Here is a 26582-nt window from a genome sequence, read left to right as displayed (position 1 = left end):
TTTATTTTTCCTCCTTAAAAGTTTCAAATAAGTCTTCAACTTTGCAATCCAAAGCTTCCGCTATTTTCATTAGAACATCCATTCTAACGGGTTCATTTTTTCCAAGTTTTGCTATAGAATTAGCACTTATGCCTGTGACTCTTCTTAGGTCAACCCTTTTCATATTTTTATCAATTAGTAACTTCCAAAGTTTATTATATTGAATTTTCATTATTTGCATCCTTTCGTCCCCATTGACGTCCATACAAAGCTTTTTCTCCGGCATCAAGTTTTAGTACCATGTGTTTTCTTAATAGATTGTTAGTTTCTGTGCCATAATTTTCTTCATGGTCGAAGGCAATAAATATTTGCTTTTCCTTTTCAGCAGCATAAAGCTGTAATAATTTACATATATGTTCATCTGAGATAAACGGAAATAGTAATGAGTCATGTGCCATAGCAGGAAGAGGAGTAAGCCTTAAAATGCTTAAATCATAATAAAGCATTCCCTTATAGTTTGTTCCAGTTCCAGTATCATGTGGTGTTTCAAAATTATAGCTGTTATATTCTTTTATTGCTAAATCCGGGGGATTATCCAATCCGTTTGAAACATATCTACTAATTTCGATTAGTAAAGTATTTATACTGTGCTGAATTTCATGAAGAATAATTCGGGTATGTTCTTTTAAACGTTCACTAGCTTGAGCTTTTTCTCTATCTAAACGACTTTTAGTTGCAAAAGCTTCATTTTCATCTTCTAATTTATGAATTCTTCTGTCTATTTGTGTGTATGCAGATAAAAATTCCTGACTAAAGGCCATAGAAGGTTTGATTACTTCTATTTGTTTCTGAATAGATTCCACTAATTCTTGTAATGGTTTAATTTCTTCTTCAGCTTTAGATTTGGCTTCGGATAATTCATCTTTAAGTATAGTTTGAATTTTGTTATGAAATTTTTCTATATCCATTAGCTTCTTTAGATTTACATCAGGAAAGAATTCGGAAAGACTTTTTAAGTCAGCTTCAGTAGGGTATATGCCTTGACTGATGTTTAAATCAATAAGATGCAAGTCATTTTCCTTTTGTCTAAGAGCTCTGCGAGCATCAGAGAGCATAACCCTTAAAGAATTTGCTTGATTTGCCTTATCTATTTCTTCTTTATTAACTTCTTCATTGTGGGATAGCTCTAAAGAAGCTCTATCTCTCTGAAGAACTGCGATTTCATCAATGTTGGCTTGATATTTCTTCATACCGTCTACAGAAGACGGCACAAATTCAAATTTTCGCGCTGCTCTATAGGCAGATATTTTTTCTTCTGCAAGTTTTTCTTGCTCCTTAAAAGCACGGATTTCTTCATGTTTGTTAAAGAGAGAAATTAGAACATCTAATGCATCCTTCTGTGATTCAGTTCCGCTACGAGTCTGAAGTGGTCTTGTTTCTGAATAATTGGACTTACCATATATTCTAAAAAAACGACTAATGGTATTTCTAAATTTAAGACCCGGAAGATCCATGCCATAGTTACCTGCTAACCATGAAATAAAATTGTCTTTGCTATCTACTTTTAGAATGTTTTTATCTTTATCTAACCAAGCTATATCTCCGGGAATTTCAGTTGATCTAGCAAATCTATAATCGTTGCCATTAAAAGAAAAAGTAAAATATATAGTATGATTTCCTAACTCCTTTACAGCATTACTTCCAGTATAAGTATTACCACCAAATGCAAAATCTATAAGAAGAAGGGTAGTTGATTTACCAATAGAAGTAGTGCCGACTTTGCTTCCTAGAACTACATTAAGTCCTGTATGAAATTTTATAATTCCGTCTGGACGATTTTTTGTTATTAATTGGTCACTGTATATTTCTTTTAGCATATATATAACCTCCCTTCCGTAGTAATATCTATCTTTCCCAAAGCATATAAACAGTCCAAAGCTTCCATAAATTCAATTGGTGTTATAGTAGCATTAATTTCATAGTAAAGCTGTTTTGGAGAAAGTGGGGTAGATAAGTTATTTAATATGACTGGTAGCTTTGAAAGTATGCTGTCGTTATATGAAAATAGTTTATTTGGTAATAGCATGAAACACCTTACAAGATTGTACAAAATATGAAACTACAATATAACAATATCTGATGTCTTGTTTTGTTATACGCTGAATTCCATTGGCTAATTCCTGATATATTTGCTCTTGTACTAGATTTTTACTCTCTAACTTTTTGTAGGATTCTTTTATTTGAGCTCTAACAAAATCATCACTGTATGTATTGTTTTTAGAAAGTGTTTTCATAGTGTTATCAATAAAAGGGTAATAGCGTATCACATTTTGCATTACTTCAGTCATGAGAAAATAGTTTGTATTTTCATCTATTTTTTCAGGGACATTTACAGGATCATAATTAAGTGGAAGAAAATCTTTAGGTTTGGCTTTTGTTAAATTCTCTATCACTAAGGCAATCCCCTTATTTATAGATATTTCATCTAGGGTGTTTCTGGAAATCCTAGAGTCAGACTGTAGTTTCTTAACAGATTTTAGTGCTTTACATTCTTTGGTTGTATGTTTAAGTGTGTATGCCTGAAAACAGTCATGACATACAGCAATCAAATTTTCATATTTAGAGTTTGATTTTTCATCAATTTTTATAATTTCGTAGTTGTTGACACTTTGGTTGAGACCATTTATAGTCTGCAGATACTTTCCGCATAAAGGCATAGAACAAGTGCATTTACAATCGTCAAGAAGACCACTACCGAATGTACCTTTTAGAGAGGCAGATAAAGATGTAGCACTTGCTATTTTTCTATCATTTTCTAGTTCTGGATTTACAACAAACTGCAGTGATTTATGAAATAAATCAAATAGGACTTCGCCAACATTAGATTCATTGACATCATTGTCTGGGCAGAAAGGGGAAATATCACTTGCTAATCCACTAAGAACAATATCGCTTCTGTTAGGGTCATGGATAGAATCAATAAAATTATCCTCTGTAAGTCTTCCTAACATTGCCTTAGCAAGTTTTTTTGATATGCCTCTATTATGATATTTTCTTAAAGACTCATCTCTGTAACTTTTATCAGATGATGGGTCTTTTTTTGTGTACCAATCTTCTTCTGGAATATCACAAAGCATTTGAATGATATTTCTAGTAAAAGAAGGTACATCAGCATCCTTTATTAAATGAGGATGAATTGAATGCATTAGTTCTGTAAATAACATTTTCTGCTCTCCTCAATTTTGTCCTATTTGTCCCAGCTTGTTCCAAAGTGTCCAATTTGAAGAATATCAATTTTATATACTAGATATATATTGCAGGACATACACATATTATATCAGTTTCTGTAAGTTTTTACAATCAAACATTGGCAAACGCCAATTTTTACATTAAAAGATGAATGTTAGACTTGCATTGATTTTATCTTAATGTTCTGTGTATATGTACTTTTATTTTAAACCTAAGGAGGAATCACAATGGACAAATTATGAATGAGAAATGAGGAGGTATATTACTTCGCTATTAGAAGAAAAAAGAGCAAAAGGTAAGCTCTAAAAAAATAACCTTATATATAACTAAGTAGTGACTGATTTACAGTAATCGGCCTACAAACAATTAAATCACAGAGCCTGATTAGCTATAGGGCGACTGGGATACATCATAGAGCACTCATGGATTTTACTGTGAGGTGCTATGTGAAGTACCTCTATTTTCCTATGGCTATTTTTAGGTATATCAAGGTCGGTACTTCATATAGTATCGGCCTATTTTGTATTCCGCCCTATCTGCTAACAGCAGAAAGGACAGGAAATTTTATGACTAGAAAATTTAAAACAGCGGAGAAGAATCGTGTTAACTATGTGTATTACACAGCAGATGGGAAAAAAATTGTAATAAATCCAGGGGAAAATGATGTAACGGAAGAAATGATTACACTCCTTCATACTTATGATGATGAGGAAGTGGATGCAGATCGTAGAGAGGATTACCATGTACCTGTTCGTTTTGAGGGGTATTCAGATGATGAGGGTTCAGAGCTTGAAAGCAGAAACTCATATCTTGCTGACACATCAGCAGATCCGCTTGAAAAACTGATGGATGCTATTAAAGAGGAAGAACTGGAAATAAAGATCAGTAATCTTAAGTCAGCTTTATATACACTTACAGAAAAACAGCAAGAAACAATATATAAAAAATTTTTCAAAAATATGACCAATACTGCTATTGCCATTGAAGATGGAGTATCAGAAGCAGCCATTAGAAATAGGCTGGAAAAAATATATAAAAATCTGCAAAAAAAGATTTAAGAAGAAGGGGTTCGAATCCCTTTCTTTTTTTGCATATACACAGAGGGAGAGAAAAAATCCTTCGGAAAGGAGAAAGCAATATGAAGCATAAGGTATGTATCAAAGTTGCAAAATCAGATGGTATGGCAGAGCCCGTGGTTAGAAGTAAGAGTCTTAGTATTAGAAGAAAAATTTTAGATTTTTTCTTTGGACCTAAGGTAAATGTACTTGTTTTATCCAGTGGCGATTCTGTTCAGACCGTTGAGATTAGAGAACTTAAAAATGGAGGTGAGTAAGATGGACAAAAAATTAATACTTGATGTCGCAGAGCAAATGCGAAAACTTGCAGATTCGATTGAGGCTTTAGCAAATGAAGAAAATATTAAACCGATTGAAAGTGAAGAAAAAGCTATATCACTTGAAGATGTAAGGGCAGTGCTTGCAAAAATCAGTCAACATGGTTTAGCGGGCGAAGTTAAAAAGCTGATTGAAAAATATGATGGCACGAAACTATCAGATGTAGACCCTAAAAATTACCAAAATTTATTAGAAGATGCAAAGGAGATAAAAGTTGAGTAAAGTACATTCTATTTTATCCCCATCGGCTTCACACAGGTGGTTAAACTGTACTCCAAGTGCAATGCTCGAGCAAGAATTTGAAAATAAGACATCCGAGGCAGCAGAAGAAGGAACAGCAGCACACGCTTTTTGTGAACACAAACTTCGTAAATCCTTAAAACTTAGAAGTAAAAGACCTATATCTGATTACGATAGTGATGAAATGCAGGAATGCACCGATGCTTATGTGGATTTTGTAAATGAACAGCTGGAAATTGCAAAACAGCATTGTAAGGATCCTCTTATCCTCGTAGAAGAAAGAGTTGACTTTTCCAGATATGTACCGGACGGTTTTGGAACAGCAGATTGCTTGATAATTTCAGATGATGAACTTCACATAGTTGATTTCAAATACGGACAAGGCATTTTAGTAGATGCATTTGATAATCCTCAGATGAAATGCTATGCACTTGGAGCACTTGAAACTTATGGTAACCTTTATGACATTACAAATGTATGCATGAGCATTTTTCAGCCAAGAAGAGAGAATGTTTCAACATGGAAAACTACAGTAAAGGAACTAAGAGACTGGGCTGAGAATGTATTAAAACCTAAAGCTGAATTAGCTCTTAAAGGGGAAGGTGAATACAGGTGTGGAGAATGGTGCAGATTTTGCAGGGCAGCAGTTCGTTGCAGAGTAAGAGCAGAAGAAAAGCTAAGGCTCGCAGAAGATGAATTTAAGTTGCCACCACTCATAAGTGATGCAGAAATTGAAGAAATCCTAAAGGTGATACCGGATTTAACTAAATGGGCAGCAGACATTCAAAATTATGCTCTCGATATGTCAGTAAATCATGGCAAAGAGTGGTCTGGATTTAAGGTTGTAGAGGGTAGATCGGTTAGAAAGTATAAGGATGAAAATGCTGTTATAGAGAAAGCAAAAGAAAATGGCTATACAGATATTTTCAAATCCAGTCTCATTACTCTAACGGAAATGCAGAAACTGATGGGGAAGAAGAAATTTGAAGAACTTTTGGGTGATTTAATTATAAAGCCAAAAGGAAAGCCGACACTTGTACCTATAGCAGATAAGAGACCGGCTATTAAGCTAGAAGATGTTAAAAATGAATTTAATGAAATAACGGAGGAAAACTAAAATGACAATGAACAAAACAAAGGTAATTACAGGTAAAGATACAAGACTTTCATACTTTAATGGTTGGGAGCCTAAATCAATAAATGGAGGTCCTGAAAGATATAGTGTGTCTGTATTAATTCCAAAGGACGATACAGAAACTTTAGAGCAGATTGAAAAGGCAATTGATGCTGCAATCGAAGAAGGTATTGGTAAATTTGGAGGTAAAAAGCCAAATAAAAAAGCAATTAAGCTTCCACTTAGAGATGGTGATACCGAGCGTGATGATGAGGCATATAAAGGGCATTATTTCATCAATGCTAACAGTGTGACACCACCACAGATTGTTGACAAGGCTGTAAAACCTATTTTGGATCGTAATGAAGTATATTCAGGTTGTTATGCTAGGGTGTCTCTGAACTTTTATGCCTTTAATTCTAATGGAAATAAAGGAGTTGCTTGTGGACTTGGTAACATCCAAAAAATCAGAGATGGTGAGATGCTTGGTGGAAGAACAAATGCAACGGATGATTTTACAAGTCTTGAAGATGATGATTTCTTAGCTTAGGAGGTGCCAGATGACGAAAATAGAAAGTTTAATGCTTGCCATATCTTTTGGAGCGGTTATGGGACAACTCATAGCTAACATAGGTATCTTAATAAAATACTGGAGAGAGGATCGCAAGTTAAAGAAAAAGCTGGAGGATAAGAATTATGAATCTAATTGATTGGTTTGTTGCTATTTTTATCGGTACATGGCTTTTTGATTTTGTAGTAAAGACACTTGTGAGCCTGTATCTAGATATTAGAAATAAGATAAAAAGATAGATAGAAGGAAGGGTGGCACTAATCTGCCACCCATATTTTGTTGGAGGTGAAAAAATTGAAATCTATTAGTATGGATATAGAAACATTTAGCAGTGTGGATTTAAGAAAAGCAGGCGTATATAAATATGCTGAGTCAGATGATTTTGAAATTCTACTGTTTGCTTACAGTGTGGATGGAAACGACATCAAAGTTATAGATTTGGCGAAAGGTGAGAATATACCTAAGGAAATTTTAGCTGCACTCACAGATGATAGCATCACAAAATGGGCATTTAACGCACAATTTGAAAGGATATGTTTATCAAGATATTTAAGATATAAGAGAATAAAACTGGATAATTTTTATGATAATCGTGAATCTAATGACATGTTCTTAAATCCTGTTTCTTGGAAATGTACGATGATTTGGTCTGCCACACTTGGACTTCCACTATCTCTTGAAGGTGTAGGAGCTGTACTTGGGCTTGATAAGCAAAAGTTAAGTGAAGGTAAAAACCTCATCAATTACTTTTGTAAGCCATGCAGTCCGACAAAGACTAACGGCAAAAGAACTAGAAACAGATATTTTCATGATAAAGAAAAGTGGGAAATGTTCAAATCATACAATAAGCGGGATGTTGAAGTAGAGGTGGGAATTCAAGCAAAACTTTCAAAGTTTCCTGTATCAAATGAAGTATGGGACGAGTTTTATCTCGACCAAGAAATCAACGATAGGGGGATAGCTATTGATCCTATGCTTGTCGATTCCGCAATTCAGCTAGACACACAGGTTAAAGAAAATCTTATGGAAAGACTATCTGATATAACTGGACTTGAAAATCCAAACTCTGTACTTCAAATGAAAGGCTGGTTATCTAAAAACGGACTTGAAATGGAATCTCTAGGTAAAAAGGAGGTGGCAAAAGAGATAAAGACAGCACCGGATGAATTAGTCGAGGTTTTACGTTTAAGGCAGCAACTATCTAAGTCATCAGTAAAAAAGTATACAGCTATGAAAAATTCTGCGTGTAATGACAAAAGAGAAAGAGGTATGTTTCGTTTCTATGGGGCAAACCGAACAGGTAGGTTTGCAGGAAGGCTGGTTCAGCTTCAAAATCTGCCACAAAACCATCTACCTGATTTAGCGGAGGCTAGGAGTTTAGTAAAGCAGAAAAATGTTCAGGCTCTTGAAATGCTGTATGAAGATATCCCAGATACTTTATCCCAGCTTATAAGGACAGCCTTTGTTCCACAGGATAATCATAAATTTATAGTAGCAGATTTTTCAGCGATTGAAGCAAGAGTTCTTGCATGGCTTGCAGGTGAAAAATGGAGAATGAAAGTCTTTGAAGATGGGAAAGACATCTATTGCTCATCAGCCAGTCAGATGTTTGGAGTTCCGGTTGAAAAGCATGGGATAAACGGACAGTTAAGGCAGAAAGGGAAAATTGCAGAATTAGCACTTGGATACGGGGGATCAGTTGGAGCATTAAAAGCTATGGGAGCTCTTGAGATGGGGCTAGAAGAAGATGAACTTCAGCCACTTATAGATGCTTGGAGAAACTCTAATCCCATGGTAACTAGCCTTTGGTGGGAGGTAGACAAGGCAGTAAAAAACTGTATTAAAGAAAGGATTACTACTGAAACTAGAGGCATAAAATTTAGTTATAAAAGCGGATTTCTTTTTATTACACTTCCTTCCGGAAGAAAACTTGCCTATGTAAAACCAAGAATAGGTGAGAATATGTTCGGAGGAGAGTCTGTTACCTATGAAGGAGTGGGAAGCACAAAAAAGTGGGAAAGGCTAGAAAGCTATGGTCCAAAGTTTGTGGAAAATATAATTCAAGCTATTTCAAGAGATATATTGGTTTATGCTATGAAAAATTTGAGAACTTACAGGATTGTTGCCCATGTACACGATGAAATTATTATAGAGGCGGGTAAAGATGTAAGCCTTGATTCTATCTGTGAAATTATGGGAAGAACTCCGCCTTGGGCAAAAGGGTTACTTTTAAGGGCGGATGGATACGAATGTGAATTTTATAAAAAAGATTAAAAAAAGGGGTTCGAATTAAGACGAATCTTCGCTTATAGACAGAAGGACATTTTCCTTCTGTCTATATTTTTTTAATTTTTAAAGGAGGATTCGCTATGGACGAATTAATCAGAATCAATTATGACAGAAAAACCCCAACAGTAAACGGACGTGATTTGCACGATGCTTTAAAAATAGGAACACCATATGACAAATGGTTTCCAAGAATGTGTGATTACGGATTTGTTGAGGGCAAAGACTTTTCGACATTTTTGTCGGAAAGTACAGGTGGCAGACCTGCAACCAATCATCAGCTTACTATAGATATGGCAAAACAGCTATGCATGATTCAGCGTACTGATATTGGTAGGAAGTTCCGTCAGTATTTTATTAAGGTGGAGGAAGCATGGAACTCACCGGAAGCTGTGATGGCAAGAGCCTTGCAGTTTGCAAACCATCAGCTAGAAGTTCTAAAACAGCAAAACCTAGAACTCATAGATACGGTTGCTGTACAAAATCAGCAGATTTTGGAGATGAAGCCAAAGGCAAGTTACTATGATGTGGTTCTTAATTGTAAAGATTTGCTTTCTATGAGAGCAATTGCAAAAGACTATGGGAAGTCAGCTCAGTGGATGAACAATTTACTGCATGAGCTTGGAATTCAGTTTAAGCAATCGGACATTTGGCTTTTGTACCAAAGGTATGCAGATAAGGGATATACCAGTACAAAAACACATAACTATCTGGGAAATGATGGAGAGTATCACTCAAGAGTTCATACTTACTGGACACAAAAAGGGAGACTTTTCATTTATGAACTTATGAAACAAAACGGAGTGTATCCACTTATTGAACAGGAGGATTGTAATGGGGAAATCTAATGCAAGAGTGCTAACAGAAAAGGATAAAGCCTTTAAACCACTAGTATATATCTGTGCTCCATTTAGTGGTGATAAAGAAAAAAATATAAAGGCTGCAGTAGGATATGCCAAGTATGCCTATGAAAATAATGCCATTCCTCTTACGCCTCATTTCCTATTTCCATTTATGGATGATGGGGATTTAAAAGAGAGAGAAGACGCACTTTTTATGGATAGTATTCTTCTCGGTAAATGCCAAGAGGTCTGGGTCTTCGGTGACAAGATAACAGATGGAATGGCAACAGAACTTGGAATCGCAAAAAGAAGAAGACAAAAGATTAGGTACTTTAGCGGGGAGGTGAAAGAAAATGCGTAAATTTCATATAAGCACCGCAAACTGCATAGGGGACAGTAGTAACTGTATTTATCCTAATAATACTGAGGTCGCTAACAGGGATAGCTTTATAAAGGCTATCTCTTTTGACCATGTTTGCGGAATTTTTAAAGGGAGTTACAGGAGTAAAGATAATTTCATCTTGTCAGACTGTATCCCAATGGACTGTGATAATGACCATTCCGATGATGAAAAAGATTGGGTAACTCCATTTGATGTAGCTATGGCTTTTCCTAATGTCTGCTTTTATGCTTCGTATAGTAGAAACCATATGAAGGGCAAAGCTGGTAAGTCAGCAAGGCCAAGATTTCATGTGTACTTTCCAATAGAAGAGGTCATGTATGCAGATGAATATGCTGATTACAAGGTGCAAATCCAATCTGAATTTCCATACTTTGATGATAACGCTTTGGATGCTGCAAGGTTTCTTTACGGAACATCAAATCCGGAAGTGGATCTTTATGAAGGAAAGTTTTCTATTATTGACTTTCTACAAGAAGATGCATTTGCAAAACTAGACGATAAGGTCATAGAGAGTGGTAGTAGAAATAATACCATGAGTCATATTGCTGGAAAGCTTATAAAAAGGTTTGGTGCAACCGATGAATCTTATAAAAAGTTTATGGAGCAAGCAGATAGGTGTGATCCACCACTATCAGATGGTGAACTTTCTACGATTTGGAATAGTGCTAAAAAATTTGGGGATAAGGTATCAAATCAAGAAGGCTATATTCCACCAGACAAATATAACCTTGTACTAAGTCTTATGCCGGAAGATTTATCCGACGTAGGTCAGGCAACAGTACTTGCTAGGGAATATGAAGATAAACTTCGCTATTCACCAGCTACTGATTTTCTTGTGTATAACGGTAGTTTTTGGGAGGAGTCTCAACCGAATGCGCAAGCAGTAGCACAGGAGTTAACATCAAGACAACTAGAAGAGGCAGAGATTGAAATTCAGAAAACAATCGTTGAGATGAACAGTAACGGTGCATGGGCATTAATTGTTGCAATGGGTCCAAAGAAAGCAAGTTCTCAGTTTAATAATGAGCAGGCTAGGTCTTTTGAAAAATATGAGCTGGCAGAAATGTATCGTAAGTATGCTATCAAAAGACGTGACACAAAATATATCTCCGCAGCACTTAAGGAAGTTAGACCAATGGTGCAAGTGGAGCAGTCCATGCTTGATGCAAATGAATTCATGTTAAATACGCCAAATGAAACGATAAATCTTGTAACAGGAGAACAATTAGAACATAAGGCAGAAGACTATATTACGAAACAAACAACTGTATCTCCATGTGAAGAAGGCAAGGATATATGGCTTGATGCCCTTAATACATTTTTTGTTGATGATATCGAGCTTATTTCTTATGTTCAAAAGATAGTAGGGCTTGCATCGATCGGAAAAGTCTATGTAGAGGCACTTATTATAGCCTATGGAGAAGGACGAAATGGCAAGTCTACCTTTTGGAATGTAGTATCTAAGGTTCTTGGAACATATAGCGGTAATATGTCTGCAGATATGCTTACAGTTGGTTGTAGGAGAAATGTAAAACCAGAGCTAGCTGAGGCAAAAGGCAAAAGACTTTTAATTGCAGCAGAACTTGAAGAGGGAATGCGTATGAATACATCTAATGTAAAACAGCTTTGTTCCACTGATGAGATTTTTGCTGAAAAGAAGTTCAAGTCCCCTTTTAGCTATGTACCAAGCCATACCCTTGTCTTATATACAAATCATCTACCAAGGGTAGGTGCTGTTGATAAAGGAACCTGGCGTAGGCTCATTGTTATTCCATTTGATGCCAAAATTGAAGGTCAAAATGATATTAAAAATTATACGGAGTACCTATTTGAAAATGCAGGTGGAGCTATTCTTTCTTGGATTATTGAAGGGGCAAAACAGGTAATCAATGATGAGTATCATATTGATCCGCCAAAGAGGGTTCAAGATGCCATTTTAGCCTATAAGGAAAATAACGACTGGATGAAACATTTTCTAGATGATTGCTGTGAAATTGATGCTACCTTTACGGAAAAAAGTGGGGAGCTTTATACGGCTTATCGTGCCTATTGTCTTCGTACGGGCGAGTTTACCAGAAGTGCCGGTGATTTTTATTCTGTTTTAGAAATTGAAAATTTTCAAAAGAAAAAGACTAAAAAAGGCATTATAGTCCATGGATTGCGCCTAAAATCGGAGTTTGAGGATTAAAGGTGCAGGGATATGCAGGGTATTTACCTATATTAATATATATACTTATTTTTTTAGTCCTATAGGCAATAATAGTAAATACCCTTCACCTACCTGCACCTCTTATGAATGGAGGTTGAAATTATGCTAGAAAAAGAAGTAGAAAAGGCTTTAGTTAAAAGGGTTAAAGGACTTGGTGGTATTTGTCTTAAACTAGTAAGCCCAAGTATGGATGGACTTCCAGATAGAATGGTATTTTTACCTGAAAGTCACTTTGCTTTTGTAGAACTTAAAGCAAAAGGTAAAAAGCCAAGACCACTTCAGCTAAAAAGAATGGCTGATTTTAAGAGGTTAGGGTTTAGGTCATTTGTGATTGATGATAAAGAGCAAATTGGAGGTGTTATTGATGAAATACTCTCCACATGATTACCAAAAATATGCTACTAAGTTTATAATGGAACACCCGGTATCTGCAGTTCTGCTTGAAATGGGACTTGGAAAAAGTGTTATCACGCTTACAGCAATTTATGAACTTATGCTAGATTATTTTGATGTTTCAAGGACACTTGTTATTGCACCACTTAGAGTAGCTAACACTACTTGGCCAGAGGAAATAGATAAGTGGGAGCACCTAAAGTACCTTACCTATTCTGTTGTAACAGGAAGTGAGAGAGAAAGACTTGATGCTTTAGGAAAACCTGCTCACATTTATGTGATAAATAGAGAGAATGTAGACTGGCTCATTACAAAAAGTGGAGTGCCTTGGATGTTTGATATGCTGGTTGTTGATGAGCTATCTTCTTTTAAGTCCTATCAAGCTAAAAGGTTTAAGTCTTTAATGAAAGTGAGACCTAAGGTAAAAAGAATTGTAGGGCTTACAGGAACACCATCAAGTAATGGTCTTATGGATTTGTGGGCAGAATTTAGACTTCTTGATATGGGTGAAAGGCTAGGAAGATACATCACGCACTATAGGCAGAATTTCTTTGTACCGGATAAAAGAAATCAGCACATGATATTTTCATATAAGCCGAGACCGGGTGCAGAAGATGCCATATATAGGCTGATATCAGATATTACGATTTCTATGAAGGCAAGAGATTTTCTGAAAATGCCTAAATGCATCATGAATGAAGTTGTGGTTTCTTTGTCGGAAAAAGAACAAAAACTATATAATTCATTGGAAAAAGATATGGTGTTATCCATTGGAGATGATGAGATTGATGCAATAACTGCGGCTACACTTTCAAATAAGCTACTTCAAATGGCAAATGGTGCTGTATATAACAATGAGAAAAAAAGTATTGTCATTCATGATAGAAAGCTAGATGCCCTAGAGGATTTAATAGAAGGTGCTAATGGAAAACCTGTTATTGTAGCTTACTGGTTTAAACATGATTTGGAAAGAATAAAAGCTAGGTTTGATGTTAGAGAAATAAAAACAGTTAAGGATATAGCTGACTGGAATGAAAGAAAGATACCCACTGCAGTTCTCCATCCTGCAAGTGCAGGTCATGGACTGAATCTTCAGGCAGGTGGATCTACCATAATATGGTTTGGTCTTACTTGGAGTTTGGAGCTTTATCAGCAAACTAATGCAAGGTTGTATAGACAAGGGCAAGAGAACACTGTAGTCATTCATCATATTATTACAAAAGGAACGCATGATGAAGATGTTACAAAAGCACTTACCCTAAAAGAAAAAATACAGGATGCACTGATAAATTCAGTGAAAGCAAGATTAAAATAACGAGGAAAAGAGGTTCTATGGAGAACTTACCTCAGATGGAGGTAAGAATGGAGATAAAAGAATATTTAAGTCAAAGCTATAGGTTGAACCAACGGATAGAATCTAACCTACTTGAAATTGAAAGGCTAAAAGAGATGTCTTTAAGTGTTTCAGCCATATGCTATGACAGAGAAGTAGTTCAGACTACAAGAAATACAGAAGCATATTTTGTAAAATGTCTAGCCAAGATTGATGAACTAAGACTTGAGATAGATGAGGAAGTAAAACTTATGGTAGAGCTGAAGAAACAAATTAGAGATACTATAATGGACGTTGGAAATATAGATGAAAAAATGGTTTTAATATATAGATATATCCAAAACCATACATGGGAACAAATCGGGGAAAAGCTAAATGCAGATGCAAGAACTATCAGAAGATGGCATGGTAAAGCTATTAAAAAAGTAGTTTTACCAGAAAAGCCGATAAAAATATAAAAACGCCCGAAATGTCCTAGAATGTCCACCTATACTTTGTGTTATTATATAATCAGCAAAAAGTATAAAGAGTTAAGCCTTGGAGGAAAACCTTCAGGGCTTTTCTTATGCAAAAAAGGAGGTGGAATGGTTGCCAAGAAAACCAAAGCGTCCATGTTCTTATCCGGGATGTCCTAACCTAACTGATGGCAGGTTCTGTGAAAAGCACCAAAGGGAAGAAAATAAACGCTACGAGAAGTATGACAGAGACCCTGCTATACGCCGTAGGTATGGACGAGCATGGAAAAGAGTTAGAGATGCCTATGTTAGAGAGCATCCGTTTTGTGAGCAGTGTTTTAGGAAAGGAATCATTGTACCTGTAGAAGAAGTACATCATATCAAGCCACTAGCAGAAGGTGGAACACATGATAAAAGTAATTTGATATCTTTATGTAAATCCTGTCATGCGAGAATTCATGCAGAAAGAGGAGACCGTTGGAATAAAAAATAATGGGGAGGGGCGGTCAAAATCTCTACTAATCTATCCCTTGGGGAACGGGCGTGGGGTCTCACGCACAAAAAGGGAGGTTCAAACAGGGTATTAAAGAATGAAGTATTTTAAGGAGTGATATTTTGGCTAAAGATGGAACATATAGAGGAGGAAGAAGAGTCAGAGCTGGAGATAAGTCAAAGCCTGTGGCTGAAAAAATACAAGCTGGTGAAATGGTAAAGATACTAGCAAATGATATACCGGACGAATATTACGCAGAACTGGAATCAGTTGATTTGCCTGAGGGTGTAAAACTGGAAGGCGTAGATATGCCAAAGCCAAGCGAGTATCTATCTTCTAAACAAAAGAGTGGAATCCCGCTTGGAGCAGACCGTATATATAAAGAAACATGGCAGTGGCTAAAGGAAAGAAAGTGCGAAAAATTTGTAAATAAGAGACTGATTGAATCCTATTCACAGGCTTTTGCAAGATACATCCAGTGTGAGGAAGCTATCAGTAGATATGGAATGCTTGGAAAACATCCAACAACAGGAGGGGTAATTGCATCTCCATTTATACAGATGTCATCACAGTTTCAAAAGACAGCCAATCTGATTTGGTATGAGATTTATGACATCGTAAAACAAAACTGCACAGAAATTTTCGAAGAAGATAGTGATGATCCTATGGAACGCTTATTAAGAGGAGGAAGATAGAAGATGATAGAAAAAGTAAATCCGAGCCATCCGGATAAAATAGCAGATAGGATAGCAGGTGCTATTGTAGATTTAGCATATAGACTGCATGAGAATCCTAAGATTGCCGTTGAAGTTTTGATAGGACATGAGTATGGACACATTATCATAGAAACAAATGTGGATTTTGATAAAGAAGATATCGCTATGATTTTTGAAAGAATAGCAGGTGGGAAGAAGGAAACCAGATGTGATATTAGAATTTATCCTCAAGATACGCACCTTGCTAAAAATCAGTCAAAGGAATTTAGGTGTGGAGATAATGGTATCTTCAAAGGGATGCCTTTAACAGATGAACAGAAGGAACTATCAAAAATAGCAAGGGAAATTTATAATAAATATCCTTTTGATGGGAAGTATATTTTAGATGAAACAAGGCTGATTATCTGTCAGAGTAATGCAGATACCAAGATACTCAAACAGGAATATCCTTATGCGGAAGTAAATCCACTTGGTGATTGGACTGGTGGAACTGATGTTGATACAGGAGCCACCAACAGAAAACTTGGATCAGATATGGCAGACTCCGTAACTGGTGGAGGACTTCATGGTAAAGATTTATCCAAGGCAGATGTATCTGTAAATATTTATGCTTTCCTAAAAGCACAGGAAACAGGAAAAGAAATTAAACTTTGCTGTGCGATTGGAGATAGAGAAATTGATGGTAAGCCTTATGATGAGATTGTAAGGATAGCTAAAGAATATATTGACTCTGTTGGTGGATTTGAAAAGTTTGCCGAATGGGGTCTTTTTTAGTGGGGGGGTGAGCTTATGGAAAAAGAAATGCAGTATTACCTAGCAAATGTAAGTGACCTCATTCCATATATCAGAAATGCTCGTACACATTCAGAGAGCCAAGTAGCACAGATTGCGGCAAGTATAAAGGAGTTCGGCTTTTTATCTCCTATACTTATAGCTGAAGATAATACAATTTTAGCAGGGCATGGTAGACTTGCGGCTGCTCAAAAACTGGGGCTAAAGCAAGTGCCATGTGTTAAGGAAAGTCATCTAACCGAAACTCAAAGACGGGCATATATCATTGCAGATAATAAACTGTCACTTAATGCAGGCTGGGATGAAGATATGCTTGCTATTGAACTTTCTGAACTTCAAGGAGCAGATTTTGATTTAGACTTACTTGGTTTTGACGAGAGTGAGCTTGCCGGTATCTTTGAAGAAGATAAGGAAGTTAAAGACGATGATTTTGATGTAGAAAAAGAACTGGAAAAGCCGACCTTTTCTAAAACAGGTGATATATGGACACTTGGAAGACATAGGCTCATTTGCGGGGATTCCACAAAAGAGGAAACATATAGGATTTTGATGGAAGGAAAGAAAGCTAATCTTGTAGTAACCGATCCACCTTACAACGTCAACTATGAAGGCAGTGCAGGAAAGATTAAAAATGATAACATGGCTAACGATAAGTTCTATAACTTCCTGTTTGATGCCTTTTCTAATATGGAAAAAGTGATGGCAGATGATGCTTCTATTTATGTTTTTCATGCAGATACGGAAGGACTAAATTTTAGAAAAGCCTTTAATGATGCAGGTTTTTATCTATCCGGATGCTGTATATGGAAAAAGCCATCTCTTGTACTTGGAAGAAGTCCATATCAGTGGCAGCATGAACCTTGTCTATATGGGTGGAAGAAGAAAGGGAAACATCAGTGGTATTCAGGAAGAAAAGAAACAACCATATGGGAGTTTGAAAAAACTAAGAAAAATACTGAACATCCAACTATGAAACCAATTCCCTTACTCGCCTATCCGATTACCAACTCAAGTATGAGTAATACCCTTATACTTGATCCATTTGGAGGAAGTGGAAGTACCCTTATTGCTTGTGAACAAACAGACCGTTCTTGTTACACCATAGAACTTGATGAAAAATTCTGTGATGTTATTGTAAAAAGGTATATTGAACAGGTGGGTTCTGATAAAGAAGTGTATGTTTTAAGGGACGGAAAAGAATATATGTATAGTGAGGTGACTGCCGATGAGTAACAAATTAACTCTTGGCAGTCTTTTTGATGGGAGTGGAGGATTTCCACTTGGCGCAAAGCTAGTAGGCATTAAGCCTATTTGGAGTTCAGAAATTGAACCGTTTCCCATTAGAGTGACCACAAAAAGAATGCCGGAAGTAAAGCACCTAGGTGATGTAACAAGAATTAAAGGGAATGAGATAGAGCCGGTGGACATCATAACTTTTGGAAGTCCATGTCAGGATATGTCCATTGCGGGGAAAAGAGCGGGACTTAACGGTTCACGCTCTAATTTATTTTATGAAGCAATCAGAATTATTAAAGAAATGAGGGAGAAAACAAATGGAACAAAACCAAGATACATTGTCTGGGAAAATGTCCCGGGGGCATTCTCCTCCAACAAAGGGGAGGATTTCTTCTCGGTCCTTAAAGAAATCTGCCAAATTAAAGGATATAAAATTGATGAGGCTGGACCTTATAGATGGCAAAACGCAGGACTTATCATGGCAGATGATTTCAGTCTCGCATGGAGGGTATTTGATGCTCAGTACTGGGGAGTCCCCCAGAGGAGAAGACGCATCTACCTTGTCGCAGATTTTAATGGAAAAAGTGCCGGAAAAATACTATTTGAGTCCGAGGGCTTGTCAGGGGATATTATCAAGAGCCAAAAGTCGTGGAAAGAAATTGCCAGATATATTAGAACAAGCACTTCTGATGCAGTCTGCTTTGGTGTAGATGGATATAATTCAGCTATCAGCGATATAGAATCAACCCTTGGACAAAACTGCGGACAGTCCACAGGAAGAAATGGAGTCATGGTTTTACAAGACCAAGGCGGCCAGAGAATGGATGTTCATGAAGATAGATGTGGAACAATTACTGCAAGTGTAGGAAACCATCCTCCGCTGGTCTTTGAAAATCATGGGCAGGATAGCAGGTTCAGTGGTCCACTTGATGTAAGTAATACACTAGGAGCAAGTCTTGGAAGAGGAGGAAATAATCAGCCGTTTGTGGTAGAGGAAACAAGATGTTTTGATGTAAGGATTACATCAGAAAATACGAAAAATCATAGGGCAAATGTCTATGAAACTGATGTTGCAAGAACTATCAATACCGGGCAAAATTCTCCTGATGCCAATCAAGGCGGACTTGCAGTTGTGTACTCTACCAGTAAGAATTCTCATCATACTGAGGCTTTAAAAGATAAGGCTAATACCTTAGTTGCCAGTGACTATAAGGATCCTCCGGTTGTAAATGATATGGATGGGAAAAGATATATTGTAAGAAGGCTCACTCCAAAAGAATGCGGGAGACTGCAGGGATTTCCTGATTGCTGGTGCGATAATCTTGAAACTGAAAATCCAACAGAAGAAGATATGAAGTTTTGGACAGATGTATTTGAAACATATAGAGAAACTGTAACCAAAGCTACAAAGCCAAGAAGTGAAAAGCAGATAAGAAAGTGGCTTAAAAATCCTCATACAGATTCAGCTGAATACAAGATGTGGGGAAATGGAGTGGCACTTCCTAATGTATGTTTTGTACTTGCAGGAATTTTATATTTTTCATCAAAAAACTTACAGAAATGACTTGCTATTTACAGCCTTTAGAGTGATATATGTACATACCAAAATAAAGGAGGTAAAGAGCATGGAAGTAAAGTTTAATGTAGTAGGCAAAGAAAGAAAAGAACTGGTCAAGGCGATTGAATCGATAGCCGGAGAAAAATCAAAATATCTTGGAATGCCAAGTGCAGCTTATAAAATTGGGAATTTCATGGTGGACAAAGAAGGGACTGTGAAATGCGATGATGATTTTGCCCTTGAAAGACTTATTCATAACCTTATAGCAGATGGGTTTATCCCCAAAGAAGAAGATATAGGCGAACGTGAGACAACACAGGGGCTTACAGTGGCACTCCCAAAGGACAAGGTAGACACCTATAAGCTAGGAAAAATTCTTGAAAATAAGGGGGATTTAATCAAAAAAGCTCTTGGCATTATAAGCCTTGAGATAGAAGAAGGCGAAGAAAAAGTCAGCTTTCCTTGGTTTGATGAGATTGATGAAAACCACGCTATGACATACACAAAATTCATTGCATCCCTTTGCAAAATGAGTATAGATGCGAAACGCATCAATGGTTCCTCAAAAGAGGTGGCAAATGAAAAGTATGCTTTTAGATGTTTTCTTTTAAGACTCGGATTTATTGGAGAAGAATATAAGGCGGATAGAAAAATTCTTCTGGAAAAGCTATCCGGTTCTTCCGCTTTTAGAAATGGAGGTCACAGAGATGAGATTTCCAAGTAGAGAGATTGTTGAAGCAATAAGAAAAAGCTATCCGATTGGAACGAGAGTGGAACTTGTCTTTATGGATGATGTGCAGGCACCTCCTATCGGTACAAAAGGAACGGTAAGAGGAGTTGATGATATAGGCTCTATTATGGTTTCTTGGGATAACGGAAGTAGTCTAAGCCTAGCCTATGGAGTAGATACCTTTAGGAGGTGTGATGATGAATCGTAAGATTAAAGAGCAGATACTAGCAATTAGAAAAACAGGTCTAACAAATATGTTTGATGTAAGAACTGTTCAGAGGATTGCCTATGAAAGGGACTTCTATGAGCTAGTTGATTTTTTGGAAGAAAATCAAAAAGCCTATGTTCATTTTATTATGCATGGAGATGAAGAATAACCCCACTATGAAATTTACATTATTTATGTAATTTCCATAAGTAAAAGGTGAAGTAAAGTACTGAAAAAATACTACACTTTTCTTTAAAAATGACTTGCTATTATATGCTTTTAGAGTGATATATAGTACTACCAAAAGCAAAGGAGAAACGAACATGACAAAACAAGAAATTTTTAAGGAATCAATGGCAAAGCTAAAGAATAAGCAGGATGAACTTTATAAAAGAGAACCGGAAAGAAAACTTTACGATGAAGGCAAAATCACATGGACAGAATACCTTAAAAGAGCAAAGAAAAGAGAAGAAGAACTAAGAAAAAAACACGCAGGAAATGAAGCCTTTGAACTTTACGATGCAGGACTTATTACCCTTGATGAATTCTTAAGCTTGGAGGGAAAGTAAAATGACAAGTTTTGAAAAAGATTACCAAGATGCCAAAGAAGGAAATGGAATAGAGGTTTTAAAGAAAAGAAAAAAGGAACTTCAGGAACTGAATGAAAAACTAGGATCTTGCAGGAATGGATTTAGAGCAAAATGCATTGTACAGGAGATAGAAAGAAAGCAAAAAGAGTACCGAAAAATAGACGATTTATTCTAAAAAAGTTACATTAGAGTTTCAGAGCTTAGGCTCTGTTTCTCGTAGTTTGCTGGACGCATGGTAGCGTCTTTTTTTATTGGAAGGAGGGATGGTGTTGGCAAAGTATAAGACTACAAAATTTAAAGCAAAAGATTCTAAATATAGCAAAGACCATGCAGATTATGCAGTAAACTTCATTGAATGTCTATCCCATACCAAAGGCACATGGGCAGGTAAGCCTTTTAAGTTACTTCCTTGGCAGGAACAAATCATAAGGGATTTATTTGGTGTAATTAAGCCAAACGGATATAGGCAGTTTAATACAGCATATATTGAAATTCCAAAGAAAATGGGGAAATCAGAGCTTGCTGCAGCAGTAGCTCTTCTTCTTTGCTGCGGGGATAATGAAGAAAGGGCTGAAGTATATGGTTGTGCTGCTGATAGACAGCAGGCAACGATTGTATTTGATGTTGCAGCAGATATGGTTCGTATGTGTCCGGCATTAAATAGAAGAGTTAAGATACTGGCATCACAAAAGAGAATCGTATTTCAGCCAACCAATAGTTTTTATCAAGTTCTATCTGCAGAAGCCTATTCTAAACATGGCTTTAATATACATGGCGTAGTCTTTGATGAATTACATACTCAGCCAAATAGAAAACTATTTGATGTAATGACAAAAGGTTCAGGGGACGCCAGAACCCAGCCTTTATATTTTCTTATCACTACAGCAGGTACAGACACTCATTCTATCTGCTATGAAACCCATCAAAAGGCTAAGGATATTTTGGAAGGGAGAAAAATAGACCCTACTTTTTATCCAGTCATCTACGGGGCAGATGAAAGTGATGACTGGACAGATCCTAAAGTTTGGAAAAAGGCGAATCCGTCACTTGGAGTAACTGTAGGAATTGATAAAGTAAAGGCTGCCTGCGAATCCGCAAAACAAAATCCGGGTGAGGAGAATTCCTTTAGACAGCTTAGACTTAATCAGTGGGTGAAGCAAGCAGTAAGATGGATGCCGATGGATAAGTGGGATGCTTGCTCCTTTACAGTATCTGAAGATGACCTAGAAGGGAGAGTTTGCTATGGAGGTCTTGACCTTTCAAGTACCACAGATATTACTGCTTTTGTACTTGTATTTCCACCAATAGATGAAGAAGATAAGTTTGTGGTCCTGCCATACTTTTGGCTACCGGAGGACACTTTGGATTTAAGGGTTAAACGTGACCATGTGCCTTATGATATTTGGGAAAAGCAAGGCTTTATTCAAACGACTGAAGGAAATGTTGTTCACTACGGATATATAGAAAGTTTTATAGAAAAACTTGGAGAAAAGTATAACATCAGAGAAATTGCCTTTGATAGGTGGGGTGCTGTTCAAATGGTTCAAAATTTAGAGAACATGGGCTTTACCGTAGTTCCCTTTGGACAGGGCTTTAAGGATATGAGTCCACCAACTAAGGAACTTATGAAGCTTACTCTTGAGCAAAAACTAGCTCATGGTGGACATCCTGTACTTAGATGGAATATGGATAACATATTTATTAGGACAGACCCTGCAGGAAACATTAAAGCAGATAAGGAAAAGTCCACAGAAAAGATTGACGGGGCTATTGCAACCATTATGGCACTTGATAGGGCGATTAGGTGTGGTAATCAAAATACAGAGAGTGTATATGACAGCAGAGGTATTTTGTTTATGTGAAATTTATCATTCCGTTATAGCAGATAATATTATTCCATATATAAGGTATCGTTCCATAAAGCAGTATTATTCTGATAAATGGTATATGTTGTTCCTATTTCGTTGATATTATTCCGATAAGATGGTATAATATGAAAGAATGGAGGGATGATTTATGTACATTACAGTGAAACAAGCAGCTGAAAAATGGGGCATATCCGACAGAAGAGTAAGAATTTTATGTGCTGAAGGTAAAATACCTGGAGCGTATCAAGAAGGAAGAGCTTGGAAAATACCTTATGATGCAACAAAGCCGACTGATGGAAGATATAAAATTAAGGAATCACTCATTCCAATTATAGAAGATAAATTAGAAGTTCTTAAAAGAAGAAGACCTTTAACAGAAGGAGAACTGGAAAGATTAAATGAGGAATTTCTAACAGAATATACCTATAATTCAAATGCAATCGAAGGCAATACCTTAACTTTGCGAGAGACAGATATGGTTCTTAGAGGGCTTACTATTGATAGGAAATCATTAAAAGAGCATTTGGAGGTCATTGGACATAAAGAAGCCTTTGATTATGTCAGGCAACTTGTTAGTGAAAATGCCCTAATATCTGAAAAAGTAATAAAGGATATTCACTATCTGGTCTTGGCTGATAAGAAAGAAGATAGAGGCATATATAGAAGGGTTCCGGTTAGGATTATGGGAGCTGCACATGAACCTGTACAGCCATATTTGATTATTCCCAAGATGGAAGAACTACTGGAACAATATGAAAACAGCAAAGAAGATATTGTGACTAAGCTTGCCCGTTTTCATATCGAATTTGAAGGCATACATCCTTTTATCGATGGAAACGGAAGAACCGGAAGATTACTGGTTAACTTAGAACTAATGAAAGCGGGGTATCCACCGATAGATATAAAGTTTACCGATCGCTTGAAATACTATGAAGCCTTTGATGAATATCATGTAAAACATAATATATCTGCAATGGCAGATATGTTTGCAAGATATTTAAATCAGAGACTGGATTTGTATTTGTCTATTTTGGATATGTAAGAATAGCAAGTAGTTAAATAAATTAGAATTTGTGAAGGAGATTCAAGAACATGATTCTTTATTTTTCAGCCACAGGCAATTGCAAGTATGTAGCAGAGAGAATTGCCGCAGCATTTGACGATACTGCCGTATCCATCGAGAAGGCGGATACTCATATTTCACTTTCTGAAAATGAGATGCTTGGATTTGTTACACCAGTCAACTGGTGGGAACTTCCGGTTCTTACACGAGAGTTTATGCAGAATTTAACGATAAATGATGCAAATGTGCCGTATTCTTATATCGTGACGACTTATGGAACAACACCGGGATGCACCTTTGCCGATGCAAAGAAGATTCTCAAAGGCAAAGGTATTGAACTGGATGCGGGGTACAGTATCAAGATGCCGGATAACTGGACTCCTATTTTCGACCTGAGTGACACGGAAAAGGTTAGACAGCAGAACGAAGAAGCAGAGCACTATATTGACGAAGTACTTAAACATATCCGTGAGAGAAGCAAGGGAAATCTGATGCAGCACAAAAAGCCTCTTGCAGTAAAGCTGTTGACCGATCCGTTTCTTAATGCTGAGCGAAAAACGAAAAACTTTTATGTTGAAGATAACTGTATTGGCTGTGGTCTTTGTGCAAAAAGGTGTCCTGTTCAAGCAATTGAAATCAGAGACAAAAAACCGGTATGGGTAAAGGAACGCTGTGCGCTTTGCCTGCGATGTCTGCATCACTGTCCGAAGTTTGCAATACAATACGGAAACGGGAAAACAAAACAGCACGGGCAATATCGTAACCCTCATACCAAGGTATAAATTCCAATTTGTAGAACAAAATAGAAATTTAAGTTTAAAGCATCTACTTCAGCAGTAGGTGCTTTTTCTATGTGAAAAATTAGGAGGAACATATGGGAATATTAAGTGGTTTATTTAAAAGTAGAGATAAGCCTACTAACAGAACAAACGGAAGTGCATACAGCTTTTTGATGGGTGGTTCTTCTTCCGGAAGAAGAGTAAATGAACGCTCGGCTATGCAGATGACAGCTGTATATAGCTGTGTCCGAATACTCTCTGAAGCAGTCGCAAGCCTTCCACTTCACGTCTATTTACGGACAGATACAGGAACTGAAAAAGCAATAGACCATCCGCTATATAAGGTGCTTCATGATGAACCAAATCCGGAGATGACAAGTTTCATTTTTAGAGAAACTATGATGACGCACTTACTTTTATGGGGTAATGCCTATGCACAGGTTATCAGAAATGGGAAAGGTGAGGTATTAGGTCTTTATCCTCTTATGCCTGACAGAATGAAGGTGGATAGAGATGATAAAGGTCAAATTTATTATGAATATATGGTAAGTGATTCTGATGCAAGCCTTGGCAAACAGGGAAGTGTGAAACTTACAGCATCAGATATCCTTCATATTCCGGGACTTGGCTTTGATGGACTTGTTGGATATAGTCCAATTGCTATGGCTAAAAATGCTATAGGTATGGCAATTGCCACAGAAGAATACGGAGCAAGTTTCTTTGCTAATGGAGCAACACCTAGTGGGATATTAGAGTATCCGGGAACGGTAAAAGACCCACAGGCAATGAGAGATAGCTGGTCTAAAGGCTTTTCAGGAAGTAACTCACATAAGGTGGCGATACTGGAAGAAGGGATGAAGTATACACCGATTTCCATATCTCCAAATGAAGCACAGTTTTTAGAAACGAGAAAATTTCAAATCAATGAGATATCTAGAATTTTTAGAGTCCCGCCTCATATGGTAGGAGACCTTGAAAAGTCTAGCTTTTCAAATATAGAGCAGCAGTCACTTGAGTTTGTAAAATATACTCTAGATCCTTGGGTAGCAAGGTGGGAGCAGTCTATTGTTCGAAGGCTTTTTACTGAGGAAGAAAAGAAAAAGTACTATGTGAAATTCAATGTAGATGGACTTCTTCGTGGAGATTATCAAAGCCGTATGAATGGATATGCTATCGGCAGACAAAACGGATGGATGTCTGCCAATGATATTAGGAAATTAGAAAACCTTGACCGTATTCCAAGTGAAGATGGCGGTGATTTATATCTCATAAATGGAAATATGCTCCCGCTTTATCGTGCCGGAGCATTTGCAAATGATGATGGAAAGGAGGAAACAGAAAATGAAGAAGTTTTGGAAGTGGAAGAATCAGGTGATAAACCAAAGCGAAGAGGAAGTGACAGAACGCATCCTATTCCTTAATGGAACGATAGCAGAAGAATCGTGGTTTGATGATGATGTAACTCCACAGCTTTTTAAGGATGAGTTAAATGAAGGAAGTGGAAACATTACTGTTTGGATTAACTCTCCGGGAGGTGACTGCGTAGCGGCGGCACAAATATATAACATGCTGATGGAATATAAAGGGGATGTTACAGTAAAAATTGATGGAATAGCAGCAAGTGCAGCATCCGTTATCGCTATGGCAGGAACAAAGGTACTGATGAGTCCGGTATCCATGCTTATGATCCATAATCCTATGACCATAGCTTTTGGAAATAAGGGTGAGATGGAAAAAGCAATCTCAATGCTAGATGAAGTGAAAGAGTCGATTATTAATGCTTATGAAATTAAGACTGGGATGTCTAGAGCAAAGTTATCACACCTTATGGATGCAGAAACATGGATGGACGCAAATAAAGCCGTTGAACTTGGCTTTGCAGATGACATACTAAAAAGAAGTGAAACTACCAATATGGAAGTTCCACAGGTGAGTATGATGTATTCAAAAGCACAGGTGGTTAATTCCTTGATGGATAAGTTAGCTACTAAATGCAAGATAGAAAACAAAGAAACAAATACAGGTGTTAAGGCGGACGATTTACTGAACCGTCTTTTTTTAATGAAAAATTGGAGGTAAAA

Annotated in this window: 32 protein-coding genes and 1 pseudogene; 29 read left to right on the top strand and 4 right to left on the bottom strand. The window is 36.9% G+C overall.

The features are described 5' to 3' along the window. Position 1 precedes the first annotated feature (1 nt). From O0R46_RS05750 to O0R46_RS05735, 4 genes are read right to left on the bottom strand one after another with little or no spacing between them, the layout of a single operon-like run. A complete protein-coding gene (locus tag O0R46_RS05750; RefSeq protein ID WP_269310770.1) occupies positions 2 to 211 on the bottom strand; it encodes a helix-turn-helix domain-containing protein in 210 nt (69 codons plus the stop codon). Continuing rightward, a complete protein-coding gene (locus tag O0R46_RS05745; RefSeq protein WP_269310769.1) occupies positions 195 to 1856 on the bottom strand; it encodes a DUF2326 domain-containing protein in 1662 nt (553 codons plus the stop codon). Before O0R46_RS05745 ends, O0R46_RS05750 begins: the two co-directional genes overlap by 17 nt. Then, positions 1850 to 2065 (bottom strand): ABC-three component system middle component 7, encoded by a 216-nt coding sequence (locus O0R46_RS05740; protein ID WP_269310768.1) that lies wholly within the window; start codon positions 2063 to 2065, stop codon positions 1850 to 1852. The genes O0R46_RS05745 and O0R46_RS05740 overlap by 7 nt, the downstream gene beginning before the upstream one ends. Continuing rightward, complete coding sequence (locus tag O0R46_RS05735) at positions 2049 to 3203, bottom strand: ABC-three component system protein (RefSeq protein ID WP_269310767.1); 1155 nt, start codon at positions 3201 to 3203, stop codon at positions 2049 to 2051. Before O0R46_RS05735 ends, O0R46_RS05740 begins: the two co-directional genes overlap by 17 nt. A 591-nt stretch (positions 3204 to 3794) precedes the next feature. On the opposite strand from O0R46_RS05735, the gene O0R46_RS05730 reads away from it, so the two are divergent. The 29 genes and pseudogenes from O0R46_RS05730 (at position 3795) to O0R46_RS05595 (ending at position 26580) form a co-directional block, all read left to right on the top strand. After that, the gene (locus O0R46_RS05730; RefSeq protein ID WP_269310766.1) at positions 3795 to 4286 is read left to right on the top strand and encodes a sigma-70 RNA polymerase sigma factor region 4 domain-containing protein; all 492 of its coding nucleotides are present in this window, start codon (positions 3795 to 3797) and stop codon (positions 4284 to 4286) included. Between the two features lie 80 nt (positions 4287 to 4366). Continuing rightward, the gene (locus O0R46_RS05725; RefSeq protein WP_269310765.1) at positions 4367 to 4561 is read left to right on the top strand and encodes a hypothetical protein; all 195 of its coding nucleotides are present in this window, start codon (positions 4367 to 4369) and stop codon (positions 4559 to 4561) included. Between the two features lies 1 nt (position 4562). Further along, complete coding sequence (locus O0R46_RS05720; protein WP_269310764.1) at positions 4563 to 4844, top strand: rRNA biogenesis protein rrp5; 282 nt, start codon at positions 4563 to 4565, stop codon at positions 4842 to 4844. Positions 4845 to 4905: 61 nt separating this feature from the next. Next, positions 4906 to 5979 carry a DUF2800 domain-containing protein gene (locus O0R46_RS05715; RefSeq protein ID WP_269310763.1) on the top strand — a complete coding sequence of 358 codons (1074 nt, stop codon included), beginning with the start codon at positions 4906 to 4908 and terminating at the stop codon, positions 5977 to 5979. Between the two features lies 1 nt (position 5980). Continuing rightward, positions 5981 to 6526: a DUF2815 family protein gene (locus O0R46_RS05710; protein ID WP_269310762.1), complete on the top strand. Its 546-nt coding sequence runs from the start codon at positions 5981 to 5983 to the stop codon at positions 6524 to 6526. Between the two features lie 10 nt (positions 6527 to 6536). Then, entirely contained in the window at positions 6537 to 6686 is a 150-nt protein-coding gene (locus tag O0R46_RS05705) for a hypothetical protein (protein WP_269310761.1), read from the top strand. A 146-nt stretch (positions 6687 to 6832) separates the two neighbouring features. Beyond that, positions 6833 to 8821: a DNA polymerase gene (locus O0R46_RS05700; protein ID WP_334307489.1), complete on the top strand. Its 1989-nt coding sequence runs from the start codon at positions 6833 to 6835 to the stop codon at positions 8819 to 8821. Positions 8822 to 8916: 95 nt separating this feature from the next. Next, entirely contained in the window at positions 8917 to 9681 is a 765-nt protein-coding gene (locus O0R46_RS05695) for a phage antirepressor KilAC domain-containing protein (RefSeq protein ID WP_269310759.1), read from the top strand. Next, positions 9668 to 10036, top strand: a complete 369-nt coding sequence (locus tag O0R46_RS05690) for a DUF7768 domain-containing protein (protein WP_269310758.1) — start codon at positions 9668 to 9670, stop codon at positions 10034 to 10036. The genes O0R46_RS05695 and O0R46_RS05690 overlap by 14 nt, the downstream gene beginning before the upstream one ends. Continuing rightward, positions 10029 to 12266 carry a phage/plasmid primase, P4 family gene (locus O0R46_RS05685; RefSeq protein WP_269310757.1) on the top strand — a complete coding sequence of 746 codons (2238 nt, stop codon included), beginning with the start codon at positions 10029 to 10031 and terminating at the stop codon, positions 12264 to 12266. The genes O0R46_RS05690 and O0R46_RS05685 overlap by 8 nt, the downstream gene beginning before the upstream one ends. Before the next feature lie 123 nt (positions 12267 to 12389). Next, entirely contained in the window at positions 12390 to 12671 is a 282-nt protein-coding gene (locus O0R46_RS05680) for a VRR-NUC domain-containing protein (RefSeq protein ID WP_269310756.1), read from the top strand. After that, positions 12652 to 13995: a DEAD/DEAH box helicase gene (locus tag O0R46_RS05675; RefSeq protein ID WP_269310755.1), complete on the top strand. Its 1344-nt coding sequence runs from the start codon at positions 12652 to 12654 to the stop codon at positions 13993 to 13995. The genes O0R46_RS05680 and O0R46_RS05675 overlap by 20 nt, the downstream gene beginning before the upstream one ends. 17 nt (positions 13996 to 14012) lie before the next feature. Then, on the top strand, positions 14013 to 14471 hold the full coding sequence (locus tag O0R46_RS05670; protein ID WP_269310754.1) for a sigma factor-like helix-turn-helix DNA-binding protein: 459 nt from the start codon (positions 14013 to 14015) through the stop codon (positions 14469 to 14471). Between the two features lie 130 nt (positions 14472 to 14601). After that, positions 14602 to 14961 carry an HNH endonuclease gene (locus tag O0R46_RS05665; protein ID WP_269310753.1) on the top strand — a complete coding sequence of 120 codons (360 nt, stop codon included), beginning with the start codon at positions 14602 to 14604 and terminating at the stop codon, positions 14959 to 14961. A 122-nt stretch (positions 14962 to 15083) separates the two neighbouring features. Continuing rightward, positions 15084 to 15656, top strand: a complete 573-nt coding sequence (locus tag O0R46_RS05660; RefSeq protein WP_269310752.1) for a P27 family phage terminase small subunit — start codon at positions 15084 to 15086, stop codon at positions 15654 to 15656. 3 nt (positions 15657 to 15659) lie between these two features. Beyond that, positions 15660 to 16451, top strand: coding sequence for an S-adenosylmethionine synthetase N-terminal domain-containing protein (locus O0R46_RS05655; RefSeq protein ID WP_269310751.1), 792 nt, complete (start codon positions 15660 to 15662; stop codon positions 16449 to 16451). Positions 16452 to 16466: 15 nt separating this feature from the next. Next, entirely contained in the window at positions 16467 to 17702 is a 1236-nt protein-coding gene (locus tag O0R46_RS05650; protein WP_269310750.1) for a site-specific DNA-methyltransferase, read from the top strand. Beyond that, positions 17695 to 18228, top strand: a pseudogene (locus O0R46_RS10140) (DNA cytosine methyltransferase); the annotation flags it as partial. The gene O0R46_RS05650 and the pseudogene O0R46_RS10140, both read left to right, overlap by 8 nt. Positions 18229 to 18321: 93 nt before the next feature. Then, on the top strand, positions 18322 to 19269 hold the full coding sequence (locus O0R46_RS10135) for a DNA cytosine methyltransferase (protein ID WP_331275633.1): 948 nt from the start codon (positions 18322 to 18324) through the stop codon (positions 19267 to 19269). Positions 19270 to 19330: 61 nt separating this feature from the next. Beyond that, on the top strand, positions 19331 to 19987 hold the full coding sequence (locus O0R46_RS05640; RefSeq protein WP_269310748.1) for a virulence protein: 657 nt from the start codon (positions 19331 to 19333) through the stop codon (positions 19985 to 19987). Continuing rightward, positions 19956 to 20201 carry a DUF4314 domain-containing protein gene (locus O0R46_RS05635; protein ID WP_479691740.1) on the top strand — a complete coding sequence of 82 codons (246 nt, stop codon included), beginning with the start codon at positions 19956 to 19958 and terminating at the stop codon, positions 20199 to 20201. The genes O0R46_RS05640 and O0R46_RS05635 overlap by 32 nt, the downstream gene beginning before the upstream one ends. Next, a complete protein-coding gene (locus O0R46_RS05630) occupies positions 20191 to 20370 on the top strand; it encodes a DUF5049 domain-containing protein (protein ID WP_269310747.1) in 180 nt (59 codons plus the stop codon). Before O0R46_RS05635 ends, O0R46_RS05630 begins: the two co-directional genes overlap by 11 nt. A 154-nt stretch (positions 20371 to 20524) precedes the next feature. After that, entirely contained in the window at positions 20525 to 20770 is a 246-nt protein-coding gene (locus O0R46_RS05625) for a hypothetical protein (RefSeq protein WP_269310746.1), read from the top strand. A 1-nt stretch (position 20771) separates the two neighbouring features. Continuing rightward, positions 20772 to 20966, top strand: a complete 195-nt coding sequence (locus tag O0R46_RS05620) for a hypothetical protein (RefSeq protein ID WP_269310745.1) — start codon at positions 20772 to 20774, stop codon at positions 20964 to 20966. 94 nt (positions 20967 to 21060) lie between these two features. Then, positions 21061 to 22653, top strand: coding sequence for a terminase large subunit (locus O0R46_RS05615; protein ID WP_422763471.1), 1593 nt, complete (start codon positions 21061 to 21063; stop codon positions 22651 to 22653). A 154-nt stretch (positions 22654 to 22807) separates the two neighbouring features. After that, a complete protein-coding gene (locus O0R46_RS10220) occupies positions 22808 to 23701 on the top strand; it encodes a Fic family protein (RefSeq protein ID WP_269310743.1) in 894 nt (297 codons plus the stop codon). A gap of 50 nt (positions 23702 to 23751) precedes the next feature. After that, positions 23752 to 24504: an EFR1 family ferrodoxin gene (locus O0R46_RS05605; protein WP_269310742.1), complete on the top strand. Its 753-nt coding sequence runs from the start codon at positions 23752 to 23754 to the stop codon at positions 24502 to 24504. 92 nt (positions 24505 to 24596) lie between these two features. Further along, positions 24597 to 25922: a phage portal protein gene (locus O0R46_RS05600; RefSeq protein WP_269310741.1), complete on the top strand. Its 1326-nt coding sequence runs from the start codon at positions 24597 to 24599 to the stop codon at positions 25920 to 25922. Then, positions 25897 to 26580, top strand: coding sequence for a head maturation protease, ClpP-related (locus O0R46_RS05595; RefSeq protein WP_479691739.1), 684 nt, complete (start codon positions 25897 to 25899; stop codon positions 26578 to 26580). Before O0R46_RS05600 ends, O0R46_RS05595 begins: the two co-directional genes overlap by 26 nt. The last annotated feature ends 2 nt before the right edge of the window (positions 26581 to 26582 follow it).

The sequence above is a fragment of the Peptostreptococcus equinus genome (assembly GCF_027125355.1).
GTDB classification, from domain to species: domain Bacteria; phylum Bacillota; class Clostridia; order Peptostreptococcales; family Peptostreptococcaceae; genus Peptostreptococcus; species Peptostreptococcus equinus.
Note: the sequence above shows the minus strand (reverse complement) of the source record. Positions and strands in the feature narration are given on the sequence as shown.